The organism is Streptomyces sp. PsTaAH-124 (genome assembly GCF_000373685.1).
Lineage (GTDB): Bacteria > Actinomycetota > Actinomycetes > Streptomycetales > Streptomycetaceae > Streptomyces > Streptomyces andamanensis.
Genome location: NZ_KB892184.1, coordinates 24,541 through 45,777, shown reverse-complemented (window position 1 = coordinate 45,777; position 21,237 = coordinate 24,541). Strand labels below are relative to the sequence as shown.

The following is a 21,237-nucleotide window of genomic DNA, read 5'->3' as shown; positions in this document are numbered from 1 at the left end:
CCAGGCAGACCGCCTGTCGCCGTGTCAGCGAGATGATCAGCCAGCCGCGGAGCGCGCCGACAGCAGCACCGTGCATGTCCACGACTGATCCACTGCGCGGGATCCGGCCAGGTCCGATGGCTTTGTGCCATTCGTCAGCAACCCGTCTCCAACATCACCAAGACGCCGCTACACAAGAAGACTGGACGGCGTTCCGCCGTGCCGGTGTGGTGGTGGCTGGTCGGTGGGGAGGTCTGGACGGTTGCTGACCATCGACGTGGCGGTGCTGCTCGCGGTCATCGTCGTCTGGCGACTGCGGCGGCGTACGGAAGCCCGCAGTCGCTTCGACGAGAAGATGACCGGCGTCATCGTCCTGGTGCTGGGCGTCCTGATCGCCCCCACCCCGGCAGGCCATGGGATCTTGAACATTCTGGGGCAGCTCGCGAGCGGCGTCACCCAGGCCAGCCGGTGAACCCCCGCCACGCGCACGGGACGGACGGAGCCCACGGGCACCCACCGCGGGCCACTCTCCGTAGAAGTGGGGGAGCGATGGCAACACGCCGACGGCGGCGACGCCTGAAGAAGCGGACCCGCAGGCAGTTGCAGAGCTGGGGCGCGGTGGTGGCACTGGCCACCGTGGTGTGGGCGGCCGGGCACTGGTCGGTGGTGTGGCCGGTCCTGGTGGCCATGGTCGCCGCGGTCGTGGTGGGCGCGGCCGGATGGGCGCTGTGGCGGGCGCACCGATCGGCGGTCGGCCGGGACCGCGCGTGGCGGGCGCAGGAGGAGGCCCGAGCCCGCGAGTTGTCGATGACCGAGGTCGACGCGCTGTCGTGGCAGGAGTTCGAGACGTACGTCGCCGAGTTGTGCCGGCGGGACGGCTGCACGAAGGTTGTCGTCAGCGGCAAGAGCGGCGACCTGGGCGCGGACGTCGTCGGCTACCTGGCCGACGGCCGCAAGCTGGTCATCCAATGCAAGAAGTACGCGCCGCACCGGAGCGTGTCCTCACAGGACATGCAGAAGTTCGTCGGCACCGCCCGCCTCGAACATGGCGCCGACGTCGCCTTGTTCGTCACCACCTGCCGCACGTTCACGAAGGCCGCACTCGGCCTGGCGCTGCGCCAGGACATCGTGGCCCTGCACCGCGATCTGCTCGGCTCCTGGGTCAAGGGCGCTCACCTGGAGACCCTGATCCCGCTGAACGGCAGCGGCGGCGGTACCAGGCGACGCCCCTCTGCCTGACTGAACAGGCAGACCGGCCCCGGCGGGTCAGCGCGAGTACGGTTCGACTCACTCGTCCTGGGCGCTCGAAGGTGGCCGTGGATCGGCTCATCGGCCGCCGCGATGTCCATCTGCGGGGAAAGACGCGCCAACCAGGTTCCTTTCAAGTCAACTTGTAGCAGTCTTGTCGCCGCTGTTCCTCCCTGCAAAACAGACTGGCACCGGTCACCACGGGGGTGGCCGGGGTAGTCCGGACGGAGCTGGGCAATGGTGTTCCTGGATGTGTCGGGGATCGATCGTCGGGTGCGGAACGAGGTGACAAAGCGGGGCCTGTTCCTCGTCTCGCCCGAGGAGGACGACAGGGATGTCTATGTCTTCGTGTGTACCGATCCGAACCCGAACGACTGTGGGTTCACCAGGGTGGGACAGGTGGTCGGGACGGGGACGTCGGGCGAGCTCTGCAAGCCTTATGTGATGGACGGCAGGGACACGGAGCCGCCGGTGTCGCTCACGATGCTCCGGGGGGTCTTCAGGAACTGGGAGGACGGGATCAAGGCCGTGTTCGATGCGTACGACACGCGGACGTGAACCACGTGCCGTAATCGCCCGAGCTGGCCGGGACCTACACGAGTAGCGCCACTCGGGGCTGACCAGACTCCTCGCGCCCGGTGACGCCCAGCGCTGAGTCACCAGCCTCGGCCGAACGGGCGACCCGGCTCGGTCTGCCGCCGACGCCCCGGCTCCATCCCCGTTCGACCTCAGGGGTGACCCGGGCTGCCGGACGGGTCACCCGCCTGTGCGAATCCGGCCGTATTTCTCCTCCTCCGGTGCGGGTGACCGGGGTCTGCATGCCGAAACGATTCCCTCCGTGCCGGACCTGTGTCGCGGAGCGGAGGGAGAGCGGCTGAGCGTCTGTTCCGTCGCCTCCTCGGCCTCACACGGTGCCCGGTCGCGGGCTCCATGCTGAGCAAGTGGCGCTGGCCGGTACGACCACGGTTCGTTCCTGGCCGACTCCAAGCCGACGCCGTGAAACGTGATTGCCGAAATGCTGCCTTTTGAGGAGAACGACGCCCATGTTCCGCCCCCTCCGGACCCTCACCGCGGCCGCAGCCGCGGCCACCCTCCTCGCCACCTTCGGCGCGGGAAGCGCCTCGGCGGCCAACCGCACAGGCCAGGATCTGATCAACCGGACTGACGGGAGCCGCCTCGCGCTGTACGGCGACTCCACGGCGGACGGCGCCACCGCAGTCTCCCTCCGCGACCCGGGGTGGAAGCACAAGACCGAGGCCTGGGACGAAGTAGACGGCAGGTGGGAGGGCAGCCGCTACACACTGACCTTCAAGAACAAGGCCGCCGACAAGTGCCTCCAGCCGGCCGACGCGAAGCCCGCCCGCGGCACCACGATCGTCGTACGGACCTGTGACGGGTCCGACCTCCAGCGCTGGGTCCTGCGTCCCGAGGGCGACAACAACTCCCGCTGGTGGATCTGGCAGCCCAAGATCGACACCGACCTCGCCATGACCCTCAACCGCTACAACGACGGCAGCTGGAACACCCTCTACCTGGACACCTCCTACCCAAGCGCCGACCGCCTCTGGCACCTCGCGGACGACAACACCAGCTGGTGACGACAACCCCCAAGTTGTCCGGCGATCGCCGACGACGCCGGTGCGTGGGGCACATGACGACTTAGCAGGGGGAAGACACGGCGGCCAGCCCCGCCGTCGACGAGGAAGAGACGACCCGGCGCGCGGTGGCGGCCCAGATGTCCTGGGACGCCCTGGATCAGGAGCCGGGCAAGCCGTGTCCGTGCGGCCCTGCCACGGGTAGTGCGGGTTGCCCAGCAGCAGCCCACGCCCACCGGCGGTTCTCGCGCCGCTGAAGGCGACCGGGTTGGAGCCCATGTCCGCGTCCTCGGGCGAGAACGACGCGCGGGCCGCCCCGCCGAGCACCGCGAAGGCCAACAGCCGTGCCGCCACGTCGAGTTCGCTCACCGGGCGTACCCAGGCGGCGCCCCGGCAGGCCGGGTCGTTGACGCGGTGCTGCTGCCGCAGCCAGGCGTTGTACCCGACGGCGAAGCCGCGGTGGAGAAGTCCTTGGCCGCGCGGCTCGGCCCGCGCGGCGGCGGGTCCGCCGAGTAGCGCTCCACGGTTCCCGACTGCCGCACCTCGCGGAAGAACAGGTCGCTGGAGCGGTTGGCGGAGACCGAGGAGAGCGAGAAGTCGGGCGCCGCCTTCGCGCCGGACCAGCGGGAGCGTTCGCCGTGCACGGTAACGAACCCGTCGGCCAGGGTGCACCCCTGGTCCGCGGCCTGTGCCCGGCCGGTGCCGAACCCGAGGTGCGCGCAGTCCCCGGCGACGATGTGCGGGATGCCGTACTCGGTGTACCGGATCACGGCGGACAGCCCGCCGTGCGAGGTGTGTTCCTGGCGGCCGTGCTGCGAAGCCGCGGCGGCCGGCGACGCCGCGGATCCGGTGAGCAGGGCGACGGCCGCGACGAGGAGTCTTCTGATGCGGGTGGTACGCATCGTGCCTCCCGGCGTCAGGGTCGGACGAAGCGGGCGGGCGAGCACGCCGACCGGGCGGGTGGCCGCGCCGAGCACCCCGGCGGAGCGGGGAGCGCGCGATGCTTGACCTCCTCCGGCGGCGGACCCAGGATCATGTGCCATGACGCCTGGACACCGCAGCACGGTCGACGGGGTCCTGCGGCGCAGCGCCCGGCGCACGCCCGCGCGGACCGCCGTCGAGTACGGCGACCGCTCCTGGTCGTACGCCGCACTCGACGACGCCGTCTCCCGGGCGGCCTCCCTGCTGCGCGCCCGCGGCCTCGTCCCCGGCGACCGGGTCGCCGCCTACGGGCACAACTCCGACGCGTATCTGATCGCCTTCCTCGCCTGCGCCCGCGCGGGCCTGGTCCATGTGCCCGTCAACCAGAACCTCACCGGCGACGATCTGGCCCACCCCGTCCGGCAGTCGGGCAGCGCGCTGGTCCTGACCGACCCGGACCTCGCCCACCGGCTGCCCGGCGGCACACCGTCCTGGGCGCTGCGCGACACCGACGGCTCGCTGCTCGCCGCGCTCCCGTCCGCACCGCCCTACGACGGCCCCGTGCCGCACGCCGAGGACCTGGTCCAACTGCTCTACACCTCGGGCACCACCGCCCTGCCCAAGGGCGCGATGATGACCCACCGGGCCCTCGTCCACGCCTATCTGAGCGCGATCACCGCCCTCGACCTGTCGGCGGAGGACCGGCCCGCGCACGCGCTGCCGCTCTACCACTCGGCGCAGATGCACGTGTTCCTGCTGCCCTACCTCGCCGTGGGCGCGACCAACACCGTCCTGGACGCGCCCGACGGCGACCGCGTCCTCGATCTGGTGGAGGCCGGGCTCGTCGACAGCCTGTTCGCCCCGCCCACGGTCTGGATCGCCCTGGCGGGCCGACCCGACTTCGCCGACCGGGACCTCACCGGTCTGCGCAAGGTCTACTACGGCGCCTCCGTCATGCCGGTGCCCGTCCTGGAACGGCTGCGCGCGCGTCTGCCGCACCTCGCCTTCTACAACTGCTTCGGCCAGAGCGAGATCGGCCCGCTGGCCATGGTGCTCGGCCCCGGCGAGCACGAGGGGCGGCTGGACTCCTGCGGCCGGCCGGTGCTCTTCGTGGAGGCCCGCCTCGCCGACGAGCACGGACAGGACGTGCCGGACGGCACACCCGGTGAGATCCTCTACCGCTCACCGCAGTTGTGCGAGGGCTACTGGGACCGGCCCGAGGAGAGCGCCGAGGCGTTCCGGGACGGCTGGTTCCGCTCCGGCGACCTGGCGGTGCGCGACGCCGACGGCTTCCACACGGTCGTCGACCGGGTGAAGGACGTCATCAACTCCGGGGGAGTGCTGGTGGCCTCCCGCCAGGTCGAGGACGCGCTGCACACCCACCCCGCCGTCGCCGAGGCCGCCGTCGTCGGCCTGCCCGACGCGCAGTGGATCGAGGCCGTCACCGCCGTCGTCGTCGCGCGCGGCGAGGTCACCGAGGCCGAGCTGATCGCCCACGCCCGCGCACGCCTCTCGCCGTTCAAGGCGCCGAAGCGGGTGGTCCTCGTGGACGCCCTGCCGCGCAACGCCAGCGGGAAGATCCTCAAACGCGAACTGCGCGACCGGCTTCGCGACGACGCACCGCTGTAGGGCACGATGAGCCGTATGCCGACGCGCCCGCCCTCCCCCGAGTCCACCGGCCGTCCGGAGGCACCGGCGACCGCCACGGCGCCCGCGCTCCTGCTGCGCCCCTGGCGCGCGGCGGACGCCGCCGAACTGGCCGTGCTGTACCGCGACCCGCTCCTGCGCCGCTTCCTCAGCCACTCCATCCCCGACGAGGCGGGCGCGCTGCGCTGGATCGACGGGCAGCGGTGGCGGGAGAGCGGTGACCGGTTCGCCTTCGCCGTCGTGGAACGCTCCGGGGCGGCGGAGCGTCTGGCGGGGCACGTGGTCCTCAAGGGCCTCGCCCCCGGCTCCCCGTCCGCCGAGGTCGGCTACTGGACCGCCTTCCACGCGCGCGGCCGGGGCGTGGCGCCCCGGGCGCTCGACGCGCTCACCGGCTGGGCCTTCACGGCGTTCGCCGCCCGGGGACCGGCCCGGCTCGTCCTGCGGCACCAGGAGGACAACGCGGCGTCCTGCCGGGTCGCGGCCAAGTGCGGCTACGAGCTGACCGGGACGCTGCCCGCCGCGCCACCGGCGTACCCGCACGCGGGACATGTGCACACCCGCGTCCGGGTCACGGACGCAGGTCCACGATCCGCCTGATCTTGCCCACCGACCGCTCCAGGGACTCCGGTTCCACGATCTCCACCCCGACCGACACCCCGACACCGTCCTTGACGGCCGCCGCGATCGAGCGGGCCGCGGCCTCCCGCGCCTCGGGCCCGGCACCGGGGCGTGCCTCGGCACGGACCGTGAGGGCGTCCAGCCGGTCCTCGCGGGTGAGCCGGAGCTGGAAGTGCGGCGCGACGCCCGGGGTGCGCAGCACGATCTCCTCGATCTGCGTCGGGAACACGTTCACCCCGCGCAGGATCACCAGGTCGTCGCTGCGGCCGGTGATGCGCTCCATCCGCCGGAAGGCCCGCGCGGTGCCCGGCAGCAGCCGGGTCAGATCCCGGGTGCGGTAGCGGATCACCGGCATCGCCTCCTTGGTGAGCGAGGTGAACACCAGCTCGCCCGCCTCGCCCTCGGGCAGCACCTCGCCGGTGAGCGGGTCCACGATCTCCGGGAAGAAGTGGTCCTCCCAGATGTGCAGGCCGTCCTTGGTCTCCACGCACTCCTGCGCCACCCCCGGCCCGATCACCTCCGAGAGGCCGTAGATGTCGACCGCGTCGATCCCGAGCCGCTCCTCGATCTCCCGCCGCATCTCCTCGCTCCACGGCTCCGCCCCGAACACCCCCACGCGCAGCGAGGTGCCGCGCGGATCGACGCCCTGCCGCTCGAACTCGTCGAGCAGCGTGAGCATGTACGACGGGGTGACCATGATGATCCGGGGCTCCAGGTCCTGGATCAGCTGCACCTGACGGGCCGTCATGCCGCCCGAGGCGGGCACGACGGTGCAGCCGAGCCGTTCGGCGCCGTAGTGCGCGCCCAGGCCGCCGGTGAACAGCCCGTAGCCGTACGCCACATGGACGATGTCGCCGGGCCGGGCGCCCGCTGCCCGCAGCGAACGGGCGATCATGTCCGCCCACATCGACAGATCGCCGTCCGTGTAGCCCACGACGGTCGGGTGCCCGGTGGTGCCGCTGGAGGCGTGCAGGCGGCGCACCCGCTCCCGGGGCACGGCGAACATCCCGTACGGGTAGTGCGCGCGCAGGTCCTCCTTGGCCGTGAGGGGGAAACGGGCCAGGTCGGCGAGCGAACGGCAGTCGTCGGGGTGCACCCCGGCCGCGGCGAAGGACTCCCGGTGGAAGGGGACGTTCTCGTACGCGTGCCGCAGCGAGGCGCGCAGCCGCTCCAGCTGGAGCGCGCGCAGTTCCGCCACGCCGAGCCGTTCCCCCGCGTCCAGCAGACATGCCGCATCCGCCATCGGGTCTCTCCCTCACCTACTACGAAAAGCATGACAATCGGGTCAACTGAACGACCGATCATTCGGTCGAGATGTTGGAGATCAGTAATCCAGGCCGGGGCGCCGCAGGCAAGAGCCCGGCGGGGAAAATCCCTGGCGGCCCGCCCTTCCCACCGGCCAGGATCGGCCCATGCCGACCTTCACCGCGCCCGACGGAACCCGCCTCGCCTACCGGCTGCGCGGTCAGGGCGACCCTCTGGTGGTGCTGCCCGGCGGGCCGATGCGGGCCTCCGCCTACCTCGGGGACCTGGGCGGGCTCACCGCACACCGCCGATTGGTCCTGCTCGACCTGCGCGGCACCGGCGCCTCGTCGGCCCCGGCCGACCCGGCGACGTACCGCTGCGACCGGCAGACCGACGACGTCGAGGCACTCCGCGTCCATCTGGGCCTGGAGCGGCTGGACCTGCTCGCGCACTCGGCCGGCGGCAGCCTCGCCGCGCTCTACGCCGCCCGGCGGCCCCGGCGCGTCGGCCGCCTCGCCCTGATCAGCGCCGCCCTGCGCCCGCTCGGACTGAGCCCGGCCCCCGCCGACCGGCTCGCCGCCGCCCGGCTGCGCAGCGGCGAACCGTGGTTCGAGCGGGCGTACCCCGCGCTGGCGGCCTGGCTCGCGGGCGAAGGACCGTACGACGACGTGTTCACCCCCTTCTTCCACGGCCGCTGGGACGAGCAGATCCGCGCGCACGCCGACACCGAGGAGGCGCAGACCAACGAGGAGGCCGCCGACCGCTACTTCGCCGACGCCCGGTTCGACCCGGACGCCACCCGCGCGGCCCTCGCCGCGCTGACCGCGCCCGTCCTCGTCCTCGCCGGGGAGCTCGACGGCGGCCCCCGCCCGGACCTGGCCCGCCGCGCCGCCGCCGCGTTCGCGCACGCCGAGTTCGCCCTCCAGCCGGGCGCCGGGCACTACCCGTGGCTGGACGACCCGCGGTGGTTCGTACGGCGCGTGGCCGCCTTCCTTGCCGGAGAGCGGGCCGCCGCTTCGCCGTCGGCAGAATGACGGCGCCGCCGCCGTCCGTCCCGGCTACCGTCCCCGCATGGACACCGGACCGCACACCGCCGACGTCGACGGCGTCACGCTCGCCTACCGCGCCTGGGGCCCGGCGGACGCGCCGCCCGTCGTCCTGCTGCACTGCCGGGGCGCCGACGGCGCCGACTGGGCCCCGGTCGCGCGCCGCCTGGCGGGCGGACCGCGCCCGCGCCGCGTCTACGCCCCGGACCTGCGCGGCCACGGCGCCAGCAGCCGCCTCGGAGCCCGGCCCGGCGCCTACGCCCACGAGGCGCTGCGCGACGACGTGCTCGGCCTCCTCGACGCGCTCGGCATCGAACGGGCCGACATCGTGGGCCACTCGCTCGGCGGCGCCGTCGCCTGCCTGATCGCCCAGCACGCGCCCGCGCGCGTACGGCGGCTCGTCCTGGAGGACGTGCCCGCGCCCGTCCCGCTGGACCCGCCCCGGCCGCTCGCCACCCGGCCGCGCGGCGAACTGCCGTACGACTGGGAGATGATCCTGGCCACCGACCGGCAGCGCAACGCGCCCGACCCCGCCTGGGCCGCGGGCATGGGCCGGATCACCGCGCCCGCGCTGCTGGTCGCGGGCGGGCCGTCCAGTTCCGTCCCCCAGGACCAGGTCACCGGCCTGGCCGCGCTGATCCCCGGCGCCCGCGTCGTCACCGTGGACGCGGGGCACCTGGTGCACGAGAAGCGGCCCGAGGAGTTCCTGGCCGTGGTGACGCCCTTCCTGACGGACCTCCCCGCCTGACCCTCCCGGCCCTCCCGACCGGCCGGACGCCCCGCGCGGATGGCCTGTCGGCGATGCCACCCGATCGCTAGGCTGAGCCGCGGACGACGGAATCGGGAGGAGCACGGACGTGGCCGAGAGCACTGTCCAGCAGCACCCGCTCGCGGGATGGGACAAGCCCGAGCTGGACCTCACCAGCGCCGAGTGGCAGTCGAGCAGCCGTGGCCTGGGGGATGTCCAGATCGCGTTCGTCGAGGGGTTCATCGCGATGCGCAACAGCCGTCGCCCGGAGAGCCCCTCGCTGATCTTCACCCCCGCGGAGTGGGGCGCGTTCGTCTCGGGAGCACGGGAAGGGGAGTTCGACCTCACCTGAGCGGGGGCGCCGGAGGCCGAACCGGGGGTGTTCCCGCCGGTTTTCCGGACACGCGACCTTCAAAGCCCCGTCCGCGCCGACGCCTTTGCCAGGCTGGCGCGGCAGGGAAGGCCGCCCTCCGGAGATGAGGTACCCATGAGCACTCCGCCGGTCGTCGCAGCGGTCGACGGCTCCGACGACAGCCTGCGCGCCCTCGACTGGGCGCTGGACGCGGCCCGGCGCCGCCGGGCGCCGCTGCGCGTCGTCCACGTCCGTCAGTACGCCCCCTGGACCCAGCCCGACGTCCTGGTCACCGGGCCGCCTACGGACGCCGGGGACGAGGTGCTCGACGCGGCCCGCGCCCATGTGGCGGCGCAGGGCGACACCGGGACGGACGTCGGGTACGACGGACTCGACGGGCTGCCCGGCGCCCTGCTGCCCGAACTCGGCGCGACCGCGCAGCTGCTGGTGCTCGGCTCCCGGGGCCGCGGCGGCTTCAGAAGCCTCCTGCTGGGCTCCAACGGCCTGGCCGCCGCGCGCGACGCGGAGTGTCCGGTCGTCGTGGTGCCCCGGCCCGGACGCGAGGTCGACGACGACGAGGCCCCGGCCGTCGCCCCCGGGCCGCGGGTGGTGGCCGGTCTGAACGTCGACAGCCCCGACGACGCCGTGCTGGCCTTCGCCTTCGCCGAGGCCGCCCTGCGCGGGGCCCGCGTCCAGGTGGTCACCGCCTATCCGTGGCCGGTGCGCACCTGGGGAGCGGCGGCGGGGGAAGTGCCCATGCCGGTGATCGCCCAGGACGAGGTGGAGAGCGAGGTCGGCACCCTCGCCGACGGCTTCCTCGCCCCGCACCGGACCCGGCACCCCGACGTACCGGCCGAAGTACAGGTTCTCCCCGGTGACGCGGCCGGCCGGCTGGTCGGCGCCTCCCGCGACGCCGAACTCGTCGTGGTCGGCCGCCACCGCCGCCGCCTGCTGGCCCCCGCGCGCATGATGGGCTCCGTCACCCAGGCGGTCCTGCTGCACGCCCCCGGCCCCGTCGCGGTGATCCCGCCGTCCCCGCCCGAGGAGTGACGCGCACCGCCGGGCTGCGCCGCTGCGGCGGCCGGGCGAGGGCGGCCGGGCTCCGCCTTCCGCCGCCGTGGGCCGGGGCCCCGGCCCACGGTGACGCGTCACGCGGGGCGCCGTGCGGTGACGGCCGTGCGGTGACTTCCCGCCCCGGCCGGGCGGCCGGGGCGGGCGTGCACCGGGAGGTGGCGCGATGAGGCGGGGCCGGGTGCCGAGGTCCGCCGCACGGGCGGAGGACCGGCGGACGGGCGGAGGACCGGCGGACGCCGGGGCCGCGGGTTGGTCCCGGACCGACCGCGGGGGACACCGCGCCACCGACCGGGAGGCGCGGCGGGCCGCTGTGCACCACGCCCGGCGGCCCGGCGGCGGCCGGATCGCCGGGCGCATCCGTACGGTTCGACGGGCACCGGACTGCGGGGCCGGGGCCGGTCCCGGCCCGGTCGGCGGGGTACACCGTGCCACCGACCGGGAGGCGCGGCGGGCCGCTGCGCCGCGCCCGGTGGCCCGGTGGCCGGCCCGGCACCGCTCGCCGGACCGGCGGGCGCATCCGGTCGGATCAACGGGCACCGGCCCGTCCACCACCGCCCGCACACAGGAACCGCCCGGCAGGGACACCCGTCTCGTGCCCGATCTCGTGCTGACCCTCCGTTACGACGGCGTCGGCGGTGTCCTGGACGAGCCCGCCGACGCCGCCGGGCTCGCCGCCCGGGTGCGGGGCCGTCCGGACGTCCTCCCGGGCGCCGGGGCGTACCCCGCCGACGGCCGCCGTGCGGGCGCTCTTCGCCCCTCCGGTCTGCCGCGCCCCGCCCCTCCCCGCCCTTCCCCGCCGACGCCACCCGGCTGCTGCCCGTGCCCGGAGCGGTCGAACGGTTCGACGCCGCCGCGCGCACCCCCACCATGCCCGTCCCGCACCGGACCGCCGGACCGCCGAACCACCGGACCGAGCACGGGGGCCCGTTCCTCGCCCGGTGCCCTGCGCCGGGCCCACGGCACCGGCCGACCTCACCGCGGCGCTCGCCCAGGCCGCCGCCTCCTTCCTCGCGGACCCCGACCGCGCACCGCCGCGCGTCTGCCCCGCCCCCTCCGCCCCGTCCGCCCCCCGGTCACCACCGGCGGCGCCGCGACGGCGGACCGGCCGGTTCCGGGTGAGGTCCGCCCCGGACGGAGGCCGCCCGCACGTCGCGCGGCACGCCGGGGCACGTACCATGGCGGCATGTCGTTCCTCCGTCGCCGCAGCGCCACGCCCGCCGGGCCCGACTTCGACGTTCTGGCCATGGACCCGGGCGACTGGCCCGGCAATCTCGGCGCCGGGCTGCTGCCCGCGCCCGACGGCACCTGCCAGGGTGTGTTCCTGCGCTACGACCTCTTCGGCGGCCGCGGCACCGCGATGATCATCGGGAATCTCCCCGAGGGCTCCCCGGCCCGCGAGGTCCCCGAGGGCGAGGTGCCCTTCGAGGTGGCCCAGCTGCTGCTGGCCCTGGAGAACGACGAGGAGATCACCGTCGTCGGCACCGAGGACATGCCGGTGCTCCAGGGCGACAATCTGCTGATCGTGCGCCGCCTCAAGCTCTCCGAGAGCCGGATCTCCTGCGTCCAGTTCGACCGCAGCGACGGCGTCCTGGTGACCATCGCCGCCTGGGACCGTCCGATCACGGACGACCTGTACGCGCTGCTCAAGCCGCTGCCCGCCGAGCTGTTCCAGCAGGGCTGAGCAGAGCAGCCGACCGGCACACCCGTGCGGGGCGGCCCCCTCCCGGAGGGGGCCGCCCCGCACGCGGTCACCGGCCCGAGGGCCGCACCTGTACGTCCGCCGCCCGGACGAACGCCACCCGATGGCCGAACTGGATCTCGTAGTACAGGTCCTTGCCGACCACCACCCGGTGCGAGTCGGTGGTGAACGTGACCGAGTAGAGGTACTCGCCGGGCACCGCGTCCCCGACCACGTACTCCTGGCCGGCCGGCAGCGTGTACGGCAGTGGTGTCACGGCCTGCACCGGCACCCCGGCCGGATACGCCTCCTTCTCCGGGTACGCCCTGCCGTACACGGGCACGTCGGCCACGCCCGGCTTCGGCGTGACCACCAGCCCGGCCGCGTTCACCGCGGTGGCCTGCCGCGCGGGGTTGCGGAACCAGGCTTTCTGGCCGAGGTACCAGATCGCCGTCCAGTCGCCCTGCCGCCCGGCCACCGCGTACTGCTGGCCGGTCTCCGCCCGCGAGGCCACGTCGTTCACATCGGTCGTGGAGTCACCGCCGCCCGGACGCAGCCCGATGTCCTTGACCAGCGGGGCGGACGCGTCCGGCCGGGTGTACAGCCGCACCTCGTTGGAGCCGTGCGCCGCGCACGGTGTCCCGGCGGTGACACAGCCCGTGTACTCCGTCCCGTTGGCCGCGTAGTCCGGGCGGATCGTCACCAGACCGCCGCCGCTGCCCGCGGTCGGCACGAAGGGGCGGCCCAGCAGCTCGAAGTAGTGCCGCCAGTCCCAGTACGGGCCGGGGTCGGTGTGCATGCCCGGGATGGTCCCGGCGGTCGTCCCCGGCACCGTGTCGTGCCCCAGGATGTGCTGCCGGTCCAGCGGGATGCCGTACTTCCCGGCGAGATAGCGCACCAGCCGCGCCGACGAGCGGTACATCGCCTCCGTGTACCAGGCGTCCGGATCGGCGAGGAAGCCCTCGTGCTCCAGCCCGATCGACGTGGCGTTGACGTACCAGTTGCCCGCGTGCCACGACACGTCCTTGTTGTTCACGTGCTGGGCGATGTGCCCGTCGGTGGAGCGCAGCGTGTAGTTCCACGACACATAGGTCGGGTCCTGGACCAGATTGAGGACCCCGTCCCAGCGGCCCTCTGTGTCGTGGATGACGATGTACCGGATCCGCTCGGACCTCGGCCGGTCGCCCAGGTCGTGGTTGCCGTAGTCGTCGGTGCCGAACTCCTGGTACGGCGCCGGGACCCACTCGCAGGACACCGAGGCGGGGCACTCCGTCCCGGCCGAGGAGGCCGGTGCGAGGCCGGTCCGCGCCAGCAGGGCCCGGTCGGGGGCCAGCCGCGGCCGGGCCGTGAGCACGACGCGCTGCCCGGCGTCCGTGGTACGCCGCTCACCGGAGCGGATCACGGAGTACACGTCGTCGGCGTAGGCCGCCGCCGTGCCGCTGTCCTGCGCGCCGGAGAACCGGGCCACCGCCCCGTACCAGGCGGCGGGGTCCGCGCTCAGCGGCTCGCCCAGCCGCCGCTGCGCGTCGGCCAGCAGGGCGGCGCCGCCCGCGATGTTGGCCGCCGCGTCCGCGCGCAGCCGCTCGGCGGGCGTCCCGGTCAGGGTGGCCGCCCGGGTCAGGGTCTTCAGCCGGTCCGGCAGCGCGGAGTCCGCCGGTACGGCGGCGGGCGCCGCCGGGTGCAGGGCGGGGCGGGCACCGTCACCGCGCGGGTCCTCGTCCCCCGTGCCGTGGTGCTCCCCGGCGCGGGCCAGCGCCGTCCGGGCGTCGGTGAGGTGCATCGGGCCGTAGCCGCCGCTCACGCTCGGCGCCCCGGCATGCCCGTCCCAGCGGGACTGGAGGTAGGAGACGCCCAGCAGGACGCTGAGCGGTACGTGGTAGCGCCCGGCCGCGGCGGAGAACGCCCGCTGGAGCCGGCCGGTGTCGTCCGCGGCACCCGCGGACGGGGCGCCCAGCAGCGGCAGCAGCAGCGCGGCGCAGGCGAGGGCACCGCCCGCCGTACGCGCGGCGGCCCGCCCCGGCGTGGCTCTGCGGCCCCTGGTGGCGTCGGAGTCGCTGACGGATCCTCGCAATGCTGCCTCCTGGGGCGCTCGGGCGTGCGTGACGGGGCGTGCGGGGCCGGCGTGGGTCAGTGGTACCGGCTGTCCGACGATCCGTCAATCATGCGCGCGAGGCGGCGATTTCCCATGTCAGGCCGGGGCCCGGCGAGTTTCGCCGCGGCGCCGCGCGGGCCTGCGGCGCGTCAGTGGCGTACACCTGTGATCGGCGTACACCTATGCCGCTGTGCACACGAAAGAGGTCCGCGGCACGCCCGTCCCGACGGGGTGCCACGGACCTCCCTCGTGCACTGTCAGCGGGTGCCGACCGCGGCGCGCACGGCCCGGCGCGCCAGTTGGCAGTCGTCGTGCAGCCGCCGCAGCAGCAGCCGCTGCTCCTCGCCGGCCGGGGCGGCGGCCGGGTGGGGCAGGCCCGGCGCTGCCGGGGCCGGGTCGTGCATCGAACGCTGCACGGCCGTCTCGTAGGTGCGGATCTCCCGGGTCAGCACCAGCATCAGGTTCACCAGGAAGGCGTCCCGCGCCGCCGGTCCGGCCGCCTGGGCGAACTGGCTGATCTGCCGCCGGGCCTCGGGCGCCTGGCCGAGCACCGACCACAGCGTCGCCAGGTCGTAGCCCGGCAGGTACCAGCCCGCGTGCTCCCAGTCCACCAGGACCGGTCCGGCCGGGGAGAGCAGGATGTTGGCGAGCAGCGCGTCGCCGTGGCAGAACTGGGCCATGCCCTGCCGGCCCGCCGCGTGCGCGATGCCGTGCAGCAGCTTCTGGAGGTCGCCCATGTCGCGGTCGGTGAGCAGTCCCAGCTCGTGGAAGCGGGCGATCTCGGCGGCGTAGTTCAGCGGGGCGTCGAACGTCCCTGCGGGCGGCCGCCAGGTGTTCAGCCGGCACAGCGCGCCCAGGGCCGCGCGGATGTCCGCCCGCGGCGGCGTCTGCGACGGGTGCCGCTGGAGCGCGGCCACCCGGCCCGGCGCGCGCTCGATGACAAGGGTGCAGTTGTCCGGGTCCGCCGCGATCAGCCGGGGCACACGGACCGGGGGCCGGTGCCGGACGAACGAGCGGTAGACCGCTATTTCGTGGCGGTACCGCTCGGCCCACTCGCGGGACGGGTCCAGTAAGCACTTGGCGACCGCCGTGGCGCGCCCGGTCGTGCCGACCAGGAGCACCGAGCGGCCGCTGCGGCGCAGCACCTGGACCGGGGCGAACTCCGGACAGATCCGCTGCACCGAGGCGAGGGCGGTGCGCAGGAGGGCGCCCTGCGGGCCGGACAGGTCGAGCCTCCCGCTGAGGGGTGGTGTGCCGAGCCCCGCGGCGCGCCGCGGCCGGCCCACGCCGAGCACGGGGGCCGCCGGACGCGCGGGGTCGAGGAGGGGGCCGCCGACGCCCGGACGGGGACGCAGCGGCCGGGGCGGGGCGGACACGGAGGACGATGCTGCGTACATGGGCGAGACAGATCCCTTCGTGTGCCTGCTGCTCGAAGTGCGCTGCCCGGCCCGGACGCCCGGGTGCACCCTGGGGAATGTCCCTGGCGACCGGGTCGGGGTGGCGCTTTCCTACCTGACACCGGTCGCCCCGTGGCACACCATGTGGCGTGCCCTGGCGAACCCTGGCGAATAGTCGCCCGGCAACTCTCACCGGGGCTACTGTCAACTCAGCCGAGTACCTGGGGGCTTGACGTGACAGGACAACCCAACGCCCGTCTCGCGGATCTGTTCGGCCTGGCCGGCTGGTCCAAGGGGGAGCTCGCGAGGCTGGTCAACCGGCAGGCGGCGGCCATGGGCCACCCCCAGCTGGCGACCGACACCTCCCGGGTACGGCGCTGGATCGACATGGGAGAGATCCCGCGCGATCCCGTGCCACGGGTGCTGGCGGCCCTGTTCACCGAGCGTCTCGGCCGTGTCGTGACCATCGAGGATCTCGGTCTGGTACGGCACGGGCGCACAGGGAGACGGCAGGGCGACGGGGAAGCGGAACATCCCGACGGCATGCCGTGGGCGCCCGAGCAGACCGCCGCGGTCCTCACCGAATTCACGGGAATGGACCTCATGCTCAACCGACGCGGCTTGGTGGGCGCGGGTGCCGCGCTCACCGCGGGATCAGCACTCAGCGGTGCCCTGCACGACTGGCTGCACACCGAACCGGCCCTGACGGGCGACGCCCCCCCACTCGACCACCCCCTCAACGCCGACCCCGCCGGATTCGACCGCTACGACGCCGCCCCGGTCGGGGCGGAGGAGGTCGAGGAACTGGAACGCTCCGTGGAGGTGTTCCGCGCCTGGGACGCCGCCCGCGGCGGCGGCCTCCAGCGCAAGGCGGTGGTGGGCCAGCTCAACGAGGTGGGCGGCATGCTCGCCTACCGCCACCCCGCCCATCTCCAGCGGCGCCTGTGGGGCGTCGCCGCCAACCTCGCCGTCCTGGCCGGCTGGATGTCGCACGACGTCGGCCTGGAACCCACCGCCCAGAAGTACTTCGTCATCGCCACCCACGCGGCGCGCGAGGGCGGCGACCGGCCCCGCGCGGGCGAGGCGCTGTCGCGCGCGGCCCGCCAGAAGGTGCACCTGGGCCGGCCCGACGAGGCGCTGGACCTGATGAAGCTCGCGCAGTCCGGTTCCGGTGACCGGCTCCAGCCGCGCACCAAGGCGATGTTCCACACCATCGAGGCCTGGGCGCAGGCCGCGATGGGCAAGGGACAGGCCATGCGCCGCACCCTCGGCCGGGCCGAGGACCTGTTCGTCGCCGACAGGGGCGACGGCGAACCGCTGCCCTGGATGCAGACCTTCAAGGCCGAGGACCTGTACGGGATGCAGGCGCTCGCCTACCGCACCCTGGCGGAGTTCGACCCGGACGCGGCCGTGCACGCCCAGCACTACGCGGAGAAGGCGCTCGCGCTGCGGATCGACGGCCGTGAACGGTCGAAGATCTTCGACCATCTGTCCATGGCCTCGGCCTGCTTCATCGCGGACGACCCCGAGCAGGCGGACCGCTACGCGCGGCTGGCCCTGATGTCGATGGGGTCCAACTCCTCGCGGCGCACCTGGGACCGGCTGCGCGAGATGTACCGGCTCACCGCCCAGTACGCCGGATATCCGGGGATCCATGAGCTGCGCGAGGAGATCCGCCTCGCCATGCCCCGGCCCCGGGGCAAGGGCGCGGGCGGCACGCCGGTGTAGCGCACGGGCCCGGCCGCGTCCGCCGTAGGGGCGGGTGCCGGACCGATCCCACCACCGTCACGCCGGCCGGGAGGTCATCCGGGTGGCGAGCACACCGGTGCCGTCCTCGCGCACGCTCGCACCGGACTTCTCCGGGACCGCCCGCAGGCGCTGCCGTGCGTCGCGCGCGGCGGCGGACCGCGGCGCCGGTACCGGCGGCCGCCGGCCCCTGGCCGCCGTCCGGGCGTGCCCCGGCAGCGGAGCGCGGCAGAGGCAGGCCGCGGGGCCGGAGGGTGCGTCCGGCGTGCGGTACCGCCGGGCGCTCTCCCGTCCCCCGCCGGTCCGGGCGCTCCCCCGGCGGTGGGCCGGGGGAGCGGTCCGCGGACAGGGGGGACGGCATGGCGCACTCCGATGCGGGGACGGGGATCGCGCGGGAAGAGCGGAAAGAGGCGGGACGAGACGGCAGACGCGGGAAGCGACGGGCCCGTGAAGAGAAGGACCCGCTACGACTGTGGCACAGCGGACGGCGGCCCGTAAGGGATTCGGCGATACCCGATACGGTGGTGCTTCTGGCATATGCCACAGTCTTTTCGGAGCGGCTCGGCCTCCGTCGTCCGCGTACTGCACCCGATGGCTTGAGCGTATGCCGTCTACGTCTTTTGACGGACCGTCGAGCTGCCGGAGGCGCCGTTCGTGTGTGCGTTCGACAGCTCGACACCCCCCGCCGGTGGCGTGCGGGAGTCCGGCACGGCCGGAGTGACGCAGGTCACATGAATTGGGGGGCGGTCAGGCGTAATGCGAACGGCACCTGCGGGCTCCTAAGAACACACGGCAGAACGGCCGACCTCCGACCCGCAGGGGAGACCGACCATGGACATCACCCTCGAACAGTCCGCCCGCGCCCGTCTGATCACCGCGGACGGGCAGGAACTCCCCGTCCCCGCCACGCTCCGCTACGCCTCCGTGGACCCGCTGGCCGTGCACGTGGACTTCCCGCCCGAGGCGTCACTGGACGGGGAGGAGGTGACCTGGACCTTCTCCCGCACCCTGCTCGAAGAAGGGCTGGGCCAGCCGGCCGGGGCGGGCGACGTGCACTTCTGGCCCTGCGGCGACGCGCGTACGGCGGTCGAACTGCACTCCAGGTCGGGCATGGCCCTCCTCCAGTTCGACACCCCGGCGCTCCACCGCTTCCTGCTGCGCAGCTACGCCGTCGTCGCGGCCGGCCAGGAGGACGTCGGCGCGGCCGTCGACCGGGGCCTGACCGCGCTGTTCGGCGCGGTGTGAAGCGCGCCGGACAGCGCGGTGCCCGCGCAGCGCACGGCGCCCCCGCGCGGCGTGCCCGCGCTCAGCGGCCGCCCGGCCCGTACAGTCCCGGGCGCGGGGCGAGGGCGACCGGCACCCGGCCGCCGCTCTCCAGCGAGCGGACGCCCGCCTCGGCGACGACGGAGGCGGCATAGCCGTCCCACGCGCCGGGACCGGTGACCCGCCCGCCCCGCGTGGCGTCGACCCAGGACTGCACCTCGCGGTCGTAGGCGTCGGCGAAGCGCACGAGATAGTCCTGCGGCACCTCCTCGTGTGCCCGGCCCCGCGCCGTGACGAGCATCCCGTGGTCGTCGCCGATCCGCGCGCTGCCCGTCTCGCCCACCGCCTCGCAGCGCACCTGGTAGCCGAATCCGCAGTTGACGAAGACCTCGACGTCCACCAGCGCGCCCCGCTCCGTCTCGAAGAGCACGAACTGCGGGTCCGCCAGCCCTTCGGGTGACCGGGCGGAGGACGCCGGACGCAGCACGGTCACGGCGGTCAGCTCCTGCCCGAGCAGCCAGCGGGCCGCGTCGATCTCGTGCGACACCGAGCTGTTGATCAGCATGGCGCTGGTGAAGTGCGGCGGCGAGGAGACGTTGCGGTGCGTGCAGTGCAGCATCAGCGGGCGCCCCAACTCCCCGCTGTCCAGCAGGGCCTTGAGCCGCAGATAGCCGGTGTCGTAGCGCCGCATGAAGCCGATCTGCGCCAGCCGCCGCCCGAGCTGCGCCTCCGCCTCCACCACCCGCAGGGCTCCGGCCGGGTCCGGCACCATCGGCTTCTCGCACAGCACCGGCAGACCGCGCGCGAAGGCCGTGAGCAGCGCCTCCTCGTGCGCCGGACCGGGTGAGGCGATCAGTACGGCGTCCACCCCGGGCGCTGCCAGCGCGGCCTCGGCCTCGCCGTGCACCGAGGCGCCCCCGATGCCGCACAGTGCCGCTTCGGCCCGCGCGGTGTCGGGGTCGGCCACGGCGGCGACCCTGGCTCCGCTCACCACCCGGTCCAGACGCCTTATGTGATCGGCGCCCATGTGTCCGGCACCCAGTACGGCCACCCCCAGCAGCTCGCCCATGTGCGCTCCCTCCTTGTCGGCCCTAGTCGGCGCTTGTCGGCGGATTCCGCCGTAGCGTAGACGCCCGCAAGGAGGGACCTGAGGGGAGCCGGGGGTCGCTGGTCCAGTGGCCCGGGGCCGCTGTTCAGTAGCGCAGCACGGCGGCGATGCGCTGCTCCTCGCCGAGGGTGCCGTCCGGGACGAAGCGCACCTCGGCCCCGGTCTCCAGGCACTGCTCGACGATCTCGTCCACGATGTCCTCGCGGGCGTCGAGGTCGCCGCCCGCCGCGGGGATCAGATGGTCCCCGGCGTCGTCGCGCACGGTCACCCGGTAGTTCTCCTCGACGACCAGCAGCCGCACCCGCCCCTCGCGGGCGCTGCGCCACAGCTCGTCGACACCGGCCGCGAACTCCTTGCGCCCGCGGGCCGCCTCCAGCTCCTGGGTGACGGCGCCGGTCTCCTCGCGGGCCCGCGCCCGGAGCACCGGTTGCAGCGCGCGCCGCACGGCCTCGGGCGTGGCGTGCGCCAGCCCCCCGTGCGGGACGTGCACCGCGTGCCGGGCGACGCCGCCGCACTCGTCGAGGACCGCCAGCGCGCCCGGCTCACCGGTGACGTAGAGCGGGCGCGGACGCGCGCGCAGCACCGCGCCCAGCGCGGCGTCCGCCTCCCGCAGGAACCGGCGGGTGCGCTCGTCGCGGAACGTGCTCGGCGCGTCGCCGGTCCGCTCCTGGCGCTCGGCGTCGAAGTTCTCGGTGAGGTCCCGGGTCAGCGGGAAGCCGCCGGTGCGGGCCTCGGTGACCCGGCCCCCGCCGCCGCTCCACAGGGTCATCCGGTCGGCGGAGACCGACAGGACCCAGAAGGGGCTCCCGGCGGCGTTCGCGGAGACCAGGTTGCGGGTGAGGAAGGTGTCCGAGAGCACCACCCGCTCCGGCACGCTGCGGCCCAGCGACCACACCTGGTGCTCCCCGGGGGCGGCGAAGATCAGCAGTCCGTCCTCCGCGTAGGTCAGGTCCACCTCGGCCAGGGCCTCGTCGAGCTGGCGTTCGACGTCGGCGCGGCGTTCCCGGGTGACCGCCGGATCGGTCTCCAGCTGCTTCTTGGCCTCGGCCACGGCATTGCGCAGCCGGACCCGGTCCTGGGCGTTGTCGGGCTCCCTGCGGTGTGTCGGCGTGAGCACGGACACGGCGGGGTAGCTGCGCGGGCGCCGCAGCTCGGCGAGGGTCGCGGGACTCAGATCGTGCTCCATGACAGCACCATAGGGCCGATTCACGTATCGGGCATTTGGAGTAATCAGGTGCCGGTCGGGGGTAACTCGTCGCTCCGGGCTCCCGCTTGCCCGGCCGTCCGCCGGATCGCATACGGGCGGCTGGCCGAGGGTGCCGTTGGAGAAGTCTTTGCCGGTGGCCGGTTCCCGGTGGACCACCCCTGGCGGCACGTGTACCGGCGGGCCTCGCGAAGGCAAAGTCCGGCCGAAAGCGCGGGGGTGGCCCGGCCGCCCGGACGACGGCCGCGTTGACCGGCCCGGGGTGCGTGAAACACG

General features: G+C 74.3%; 18 protein-coding genes and 1 pseudogene. 13 read left to right on the top strand and 6 right to left on the bottom strand.

The window, feature by feature from the left end; translation table 11 throughout:
- Window positions 1-241 precede the first annotated feature (241 nt).
- The 4 genes from B086_RS0126400 (at window position 242) to B086_RS0126385 (ending at window position 2,825) form a co-directional block, all read left to right on the top strand.
- Entirely contained in the window at window positions 242-451 is a 210-nt protein-coding gene (locus tag B086_RS0126400) for a hypothetical protein (RefSeq protein WP_018569446.1), read from the top strand.
- Between the two features lie 77 nt (window positions 452-528).
- Window positions 529-1,218, top strand: coding sequence for a restriction endonuclease (locus tag B086_RS0126395; protein ID WP_051115923.1), 690 nt, complete (start codon window positions 529-531; stop codon window positions 1,216-1,218).
- Window positions 1,219-1,464: 246 nt separating this feature from the next.
- A complete protein-coding gene (locus B086_RS0126390; RefSeq protein ID WP_018569444.1) occupies window positions 1,465-1,785 on the top strand; it encodes a hypothetical protein in 321 nt (106 codons plus the stop codon).
- 485 nt (window positions 1,786-2,270) lie between these two features.
- On the top strand, window positions 2,271-2,825 hold the full coding sequence (locus tag B086_RS0126385; RefSeq protein WP_018569443.1) for an RICIN domain-containing protein: 555 nt from the start codon (window positions 2,271-2,273) through the stop codon (window positions 2,823-2,825).
- A gap of 186 nt (window positions 2,826-3,011) precedes the next feature.
- On the opposite strand, the pseudogene B086_RS0126380 reads toward B086_RS0126385, so the two are convergent.
- Window positions 3,012-3,724: pseudogene (locus B086_RS0126380) on the bottom strand (penicillin acylase family protein); the annotation flags it as partial.
- Window positions 3,725-3,863: 139 nt separating this feature from the next.
- Here B086_RS0126380 and B086_RS0126375 point away from each other — a divergent pair.
- Together B086_RS0126375 and B086_RS0126370 are read left to right on the top strand one after the other, a co-directional pair.
- Entirely contained in the window at window positions 3,864-5,372 is a 1,509-nt protein-coding gene (locus B086_RS0126375) for a fatty acyl-CoA synthetase (RefSeq protein WP_018569442.1), read from the top strand.
- A gap of 15 nt (window positions 5,373-5,387) precedes the next feature.
- Window positions 5,388-5,987 carry a GNAT family N-acetyltransferase gene (locus tag B086_RS0126370; protein ID WP_018569441.1) on the top strand — a complete coding sequence of 200 codons (600 nt, stop codon included), beginning with the start codon at window positions 5,388-5,390 and terminating at the stop codon, window positions 5,985-5,987.
- Here B086_RS0126370 and paaK read toward each other — a convergent pair.
- Window positions 5,959-7,251: a phenylacetate--CoA ligase PaaK gene (gene paaK, locus B086_RS0126365; RefSeq protein ID WP_018569440.1), complete on the bottom strand. Its 1,293-nt coding sequence runs from the start codon at window positions 7,249-7,251 to the stop codon at window positions 5,959-5,961. The genes B086_RS0126370 and paaK overlap by 29 nt on opposite strands.
- 169 nt (window positions 7,252-7,420) lie before the next feature.
- Between paaK and B086_RS0126360 the strand changes: the two genes are divergently transcribed.
- From B086_RS0126360 to B086_RS0126340, 5 genes are all read left to right on the top strand, one after another.
- Complete coding sequence (locus B086_RS0126360; RefSeq protein ID WP_018569439.1) at window positions 7,421-8,287, top strand: alpha/beta fold hydrolase; 867 nt, start codon at window positions 7,421-7,423, stop codon at window positions 8,285-8,287.
- Window positions 8,288-8,324: 37 nt separating this feature from the next.
- Window positions 8,325-9,047 (top strand): alpha/beta fold hydrolase, encoded by a 723-nt coding sequence (locus B086_RS0126355; protein ID WP_018569438.1) that lies wholly within the window; start codon window positions 8,325-8,327, stop codon window positions 9,045-9,047.
- 109 nt (window positions 9,048-9,156) lie between these two features.
- Window positions 9,157-9,399 carry a DUF397 domain-containing protein gene (locus B086_RS0126350; RefSeq protein WP_018569437.1) on the top strand — a complete coding sequence of 81 codons (243 nt, stop codon included), beginning with the start codon at window positions 9,157-9,159 and terminating at the stop codon, window positions 9,397-9,399.
- Between the two features lie 135 nt (window positions 9,400-9,534).
- A complete protein-coding gene (locus B086_RS0126345; protein WP_018569436.1) occupies window positions 9,535-10,449 on the top strand; it encodes a universal stress protein in 915 nt (304 codons plus the stop codon).
- Window positions 10,450-11,656: 1,207 nt separating this feature from the next.
- Window positions 11,657-12,154 (top strand): hypothetical protein, encoded by a 498-nt coding sequence (locus B086_RS0126340; protein ID WP_018569435.1) that lies wholly within the window; start codon window positions 11,657-11,659, stop codon window positions 12,152-12,154.
- Between the two features lie 67 nt (window positions 12,155-12,221).
- On the opposite strand, the gene B086_RS0126335 is transcribed toward B086_RS0126340, so the two are convergent.
- Both B086_RS0126335 and B086_RS0126330 read right to left on the bottom strand, forming a co-directional pair.
- The gene (locus tag B086_RS0126335; protein ID WP_018569434.1) at window positions 12,222-14,222 is read right to left on the bottom strand and encodes an N-acetylmuramoyl-L-alanine amidase; all 2,001 of its coding nucleotides are present in this window, start codon (window positions 14,220-14,222) and stop codon (window positions 12,222-12,224) included.
- A gap of 278 nt (window positions 14,223-14,500) precedes the next feature.
- Window positions 14,501-15,640 carry an aminoglycoside phosphotransferase family protein gene (locus B086_RS0126330; RefSeq protein ID WP_018569433.1) on the bottom strand — a complete coding sequence of 380 codons (1,140 nt, stop codon included), beginning with the start codon at window positions 15,638-15,640 and terminating at the stop codon, window positions 14,501-14,503.
- A 234-nt stretch (window positions 15,641-15,874) separates the two neighbouring features.
- On the opposite strand from B086_RS0126330, the gene B086_RS0126325 reads away from it, so the two are divergent.
- Both B086_RS0126325 and B086_RS0126320 read left to right on the top strand, forming a co-directional pair.
- On the top strand, window positions 15,875-17,368 hold the full coding sequence (locus B086_RS0126325) for a hypothetical protein (protein WP_018569432.1): 1,494 nt from the start codon (window positions 15,875-15,877) through the stop codon (window positions 17,366-17,368).
- A gap of 849 nt (window positions 17,369-18,217) precedes the next feature.
- Window positions 18,218-18,631 (top strand): SsgA family sporulation/cell division regulator, encoded by a 414-nt coding sequence (locus B086_RS0126320; RefSeq protein ID WP_018569431.1) that lies wholly within the window; start codon window positions 18,218-18,220, stop codon window positions 18,629-18,631.
- A 61-nt stretch (window positions 18,632-18,692) separates the two neighbouring features.
- Here the strand turns inward: B086_RS0126320 and B086_RS0126315 are convergent, their stop codons facing one another.
- Both B086_RS0126315 and B086_RS0126310 read right to left on the bottom strand, forming a co-directional pair.
- On the bottom strand, window positions 18,693-19,718 hold the full coding sequence (locus tag B086_RS0126315) for a Gfo/Idh/MocA family protein (RefSeq protein WP_018569430.1): 1,026 nt from the start codon (window positions 19,716-19,718) through the stop codon (window positions 18,693-18,695).
- Window positions 19,719-19,842: 124 nt separating this feature from the next.
- On the bottom strand, window positions 19,843-20,943 hold the full coding sequence (locus tag B086_RS0126310) for a hypothetical protein (RefSeq protein ID WP_018569429.1): 1,101 nt from the start codon (window positions 20,941-20,943) through the stop codon (window positions 19,843-19,845).
- Between the last annotated feature and the right edge of the window lie 294 nt (window positions 20,944-21,237).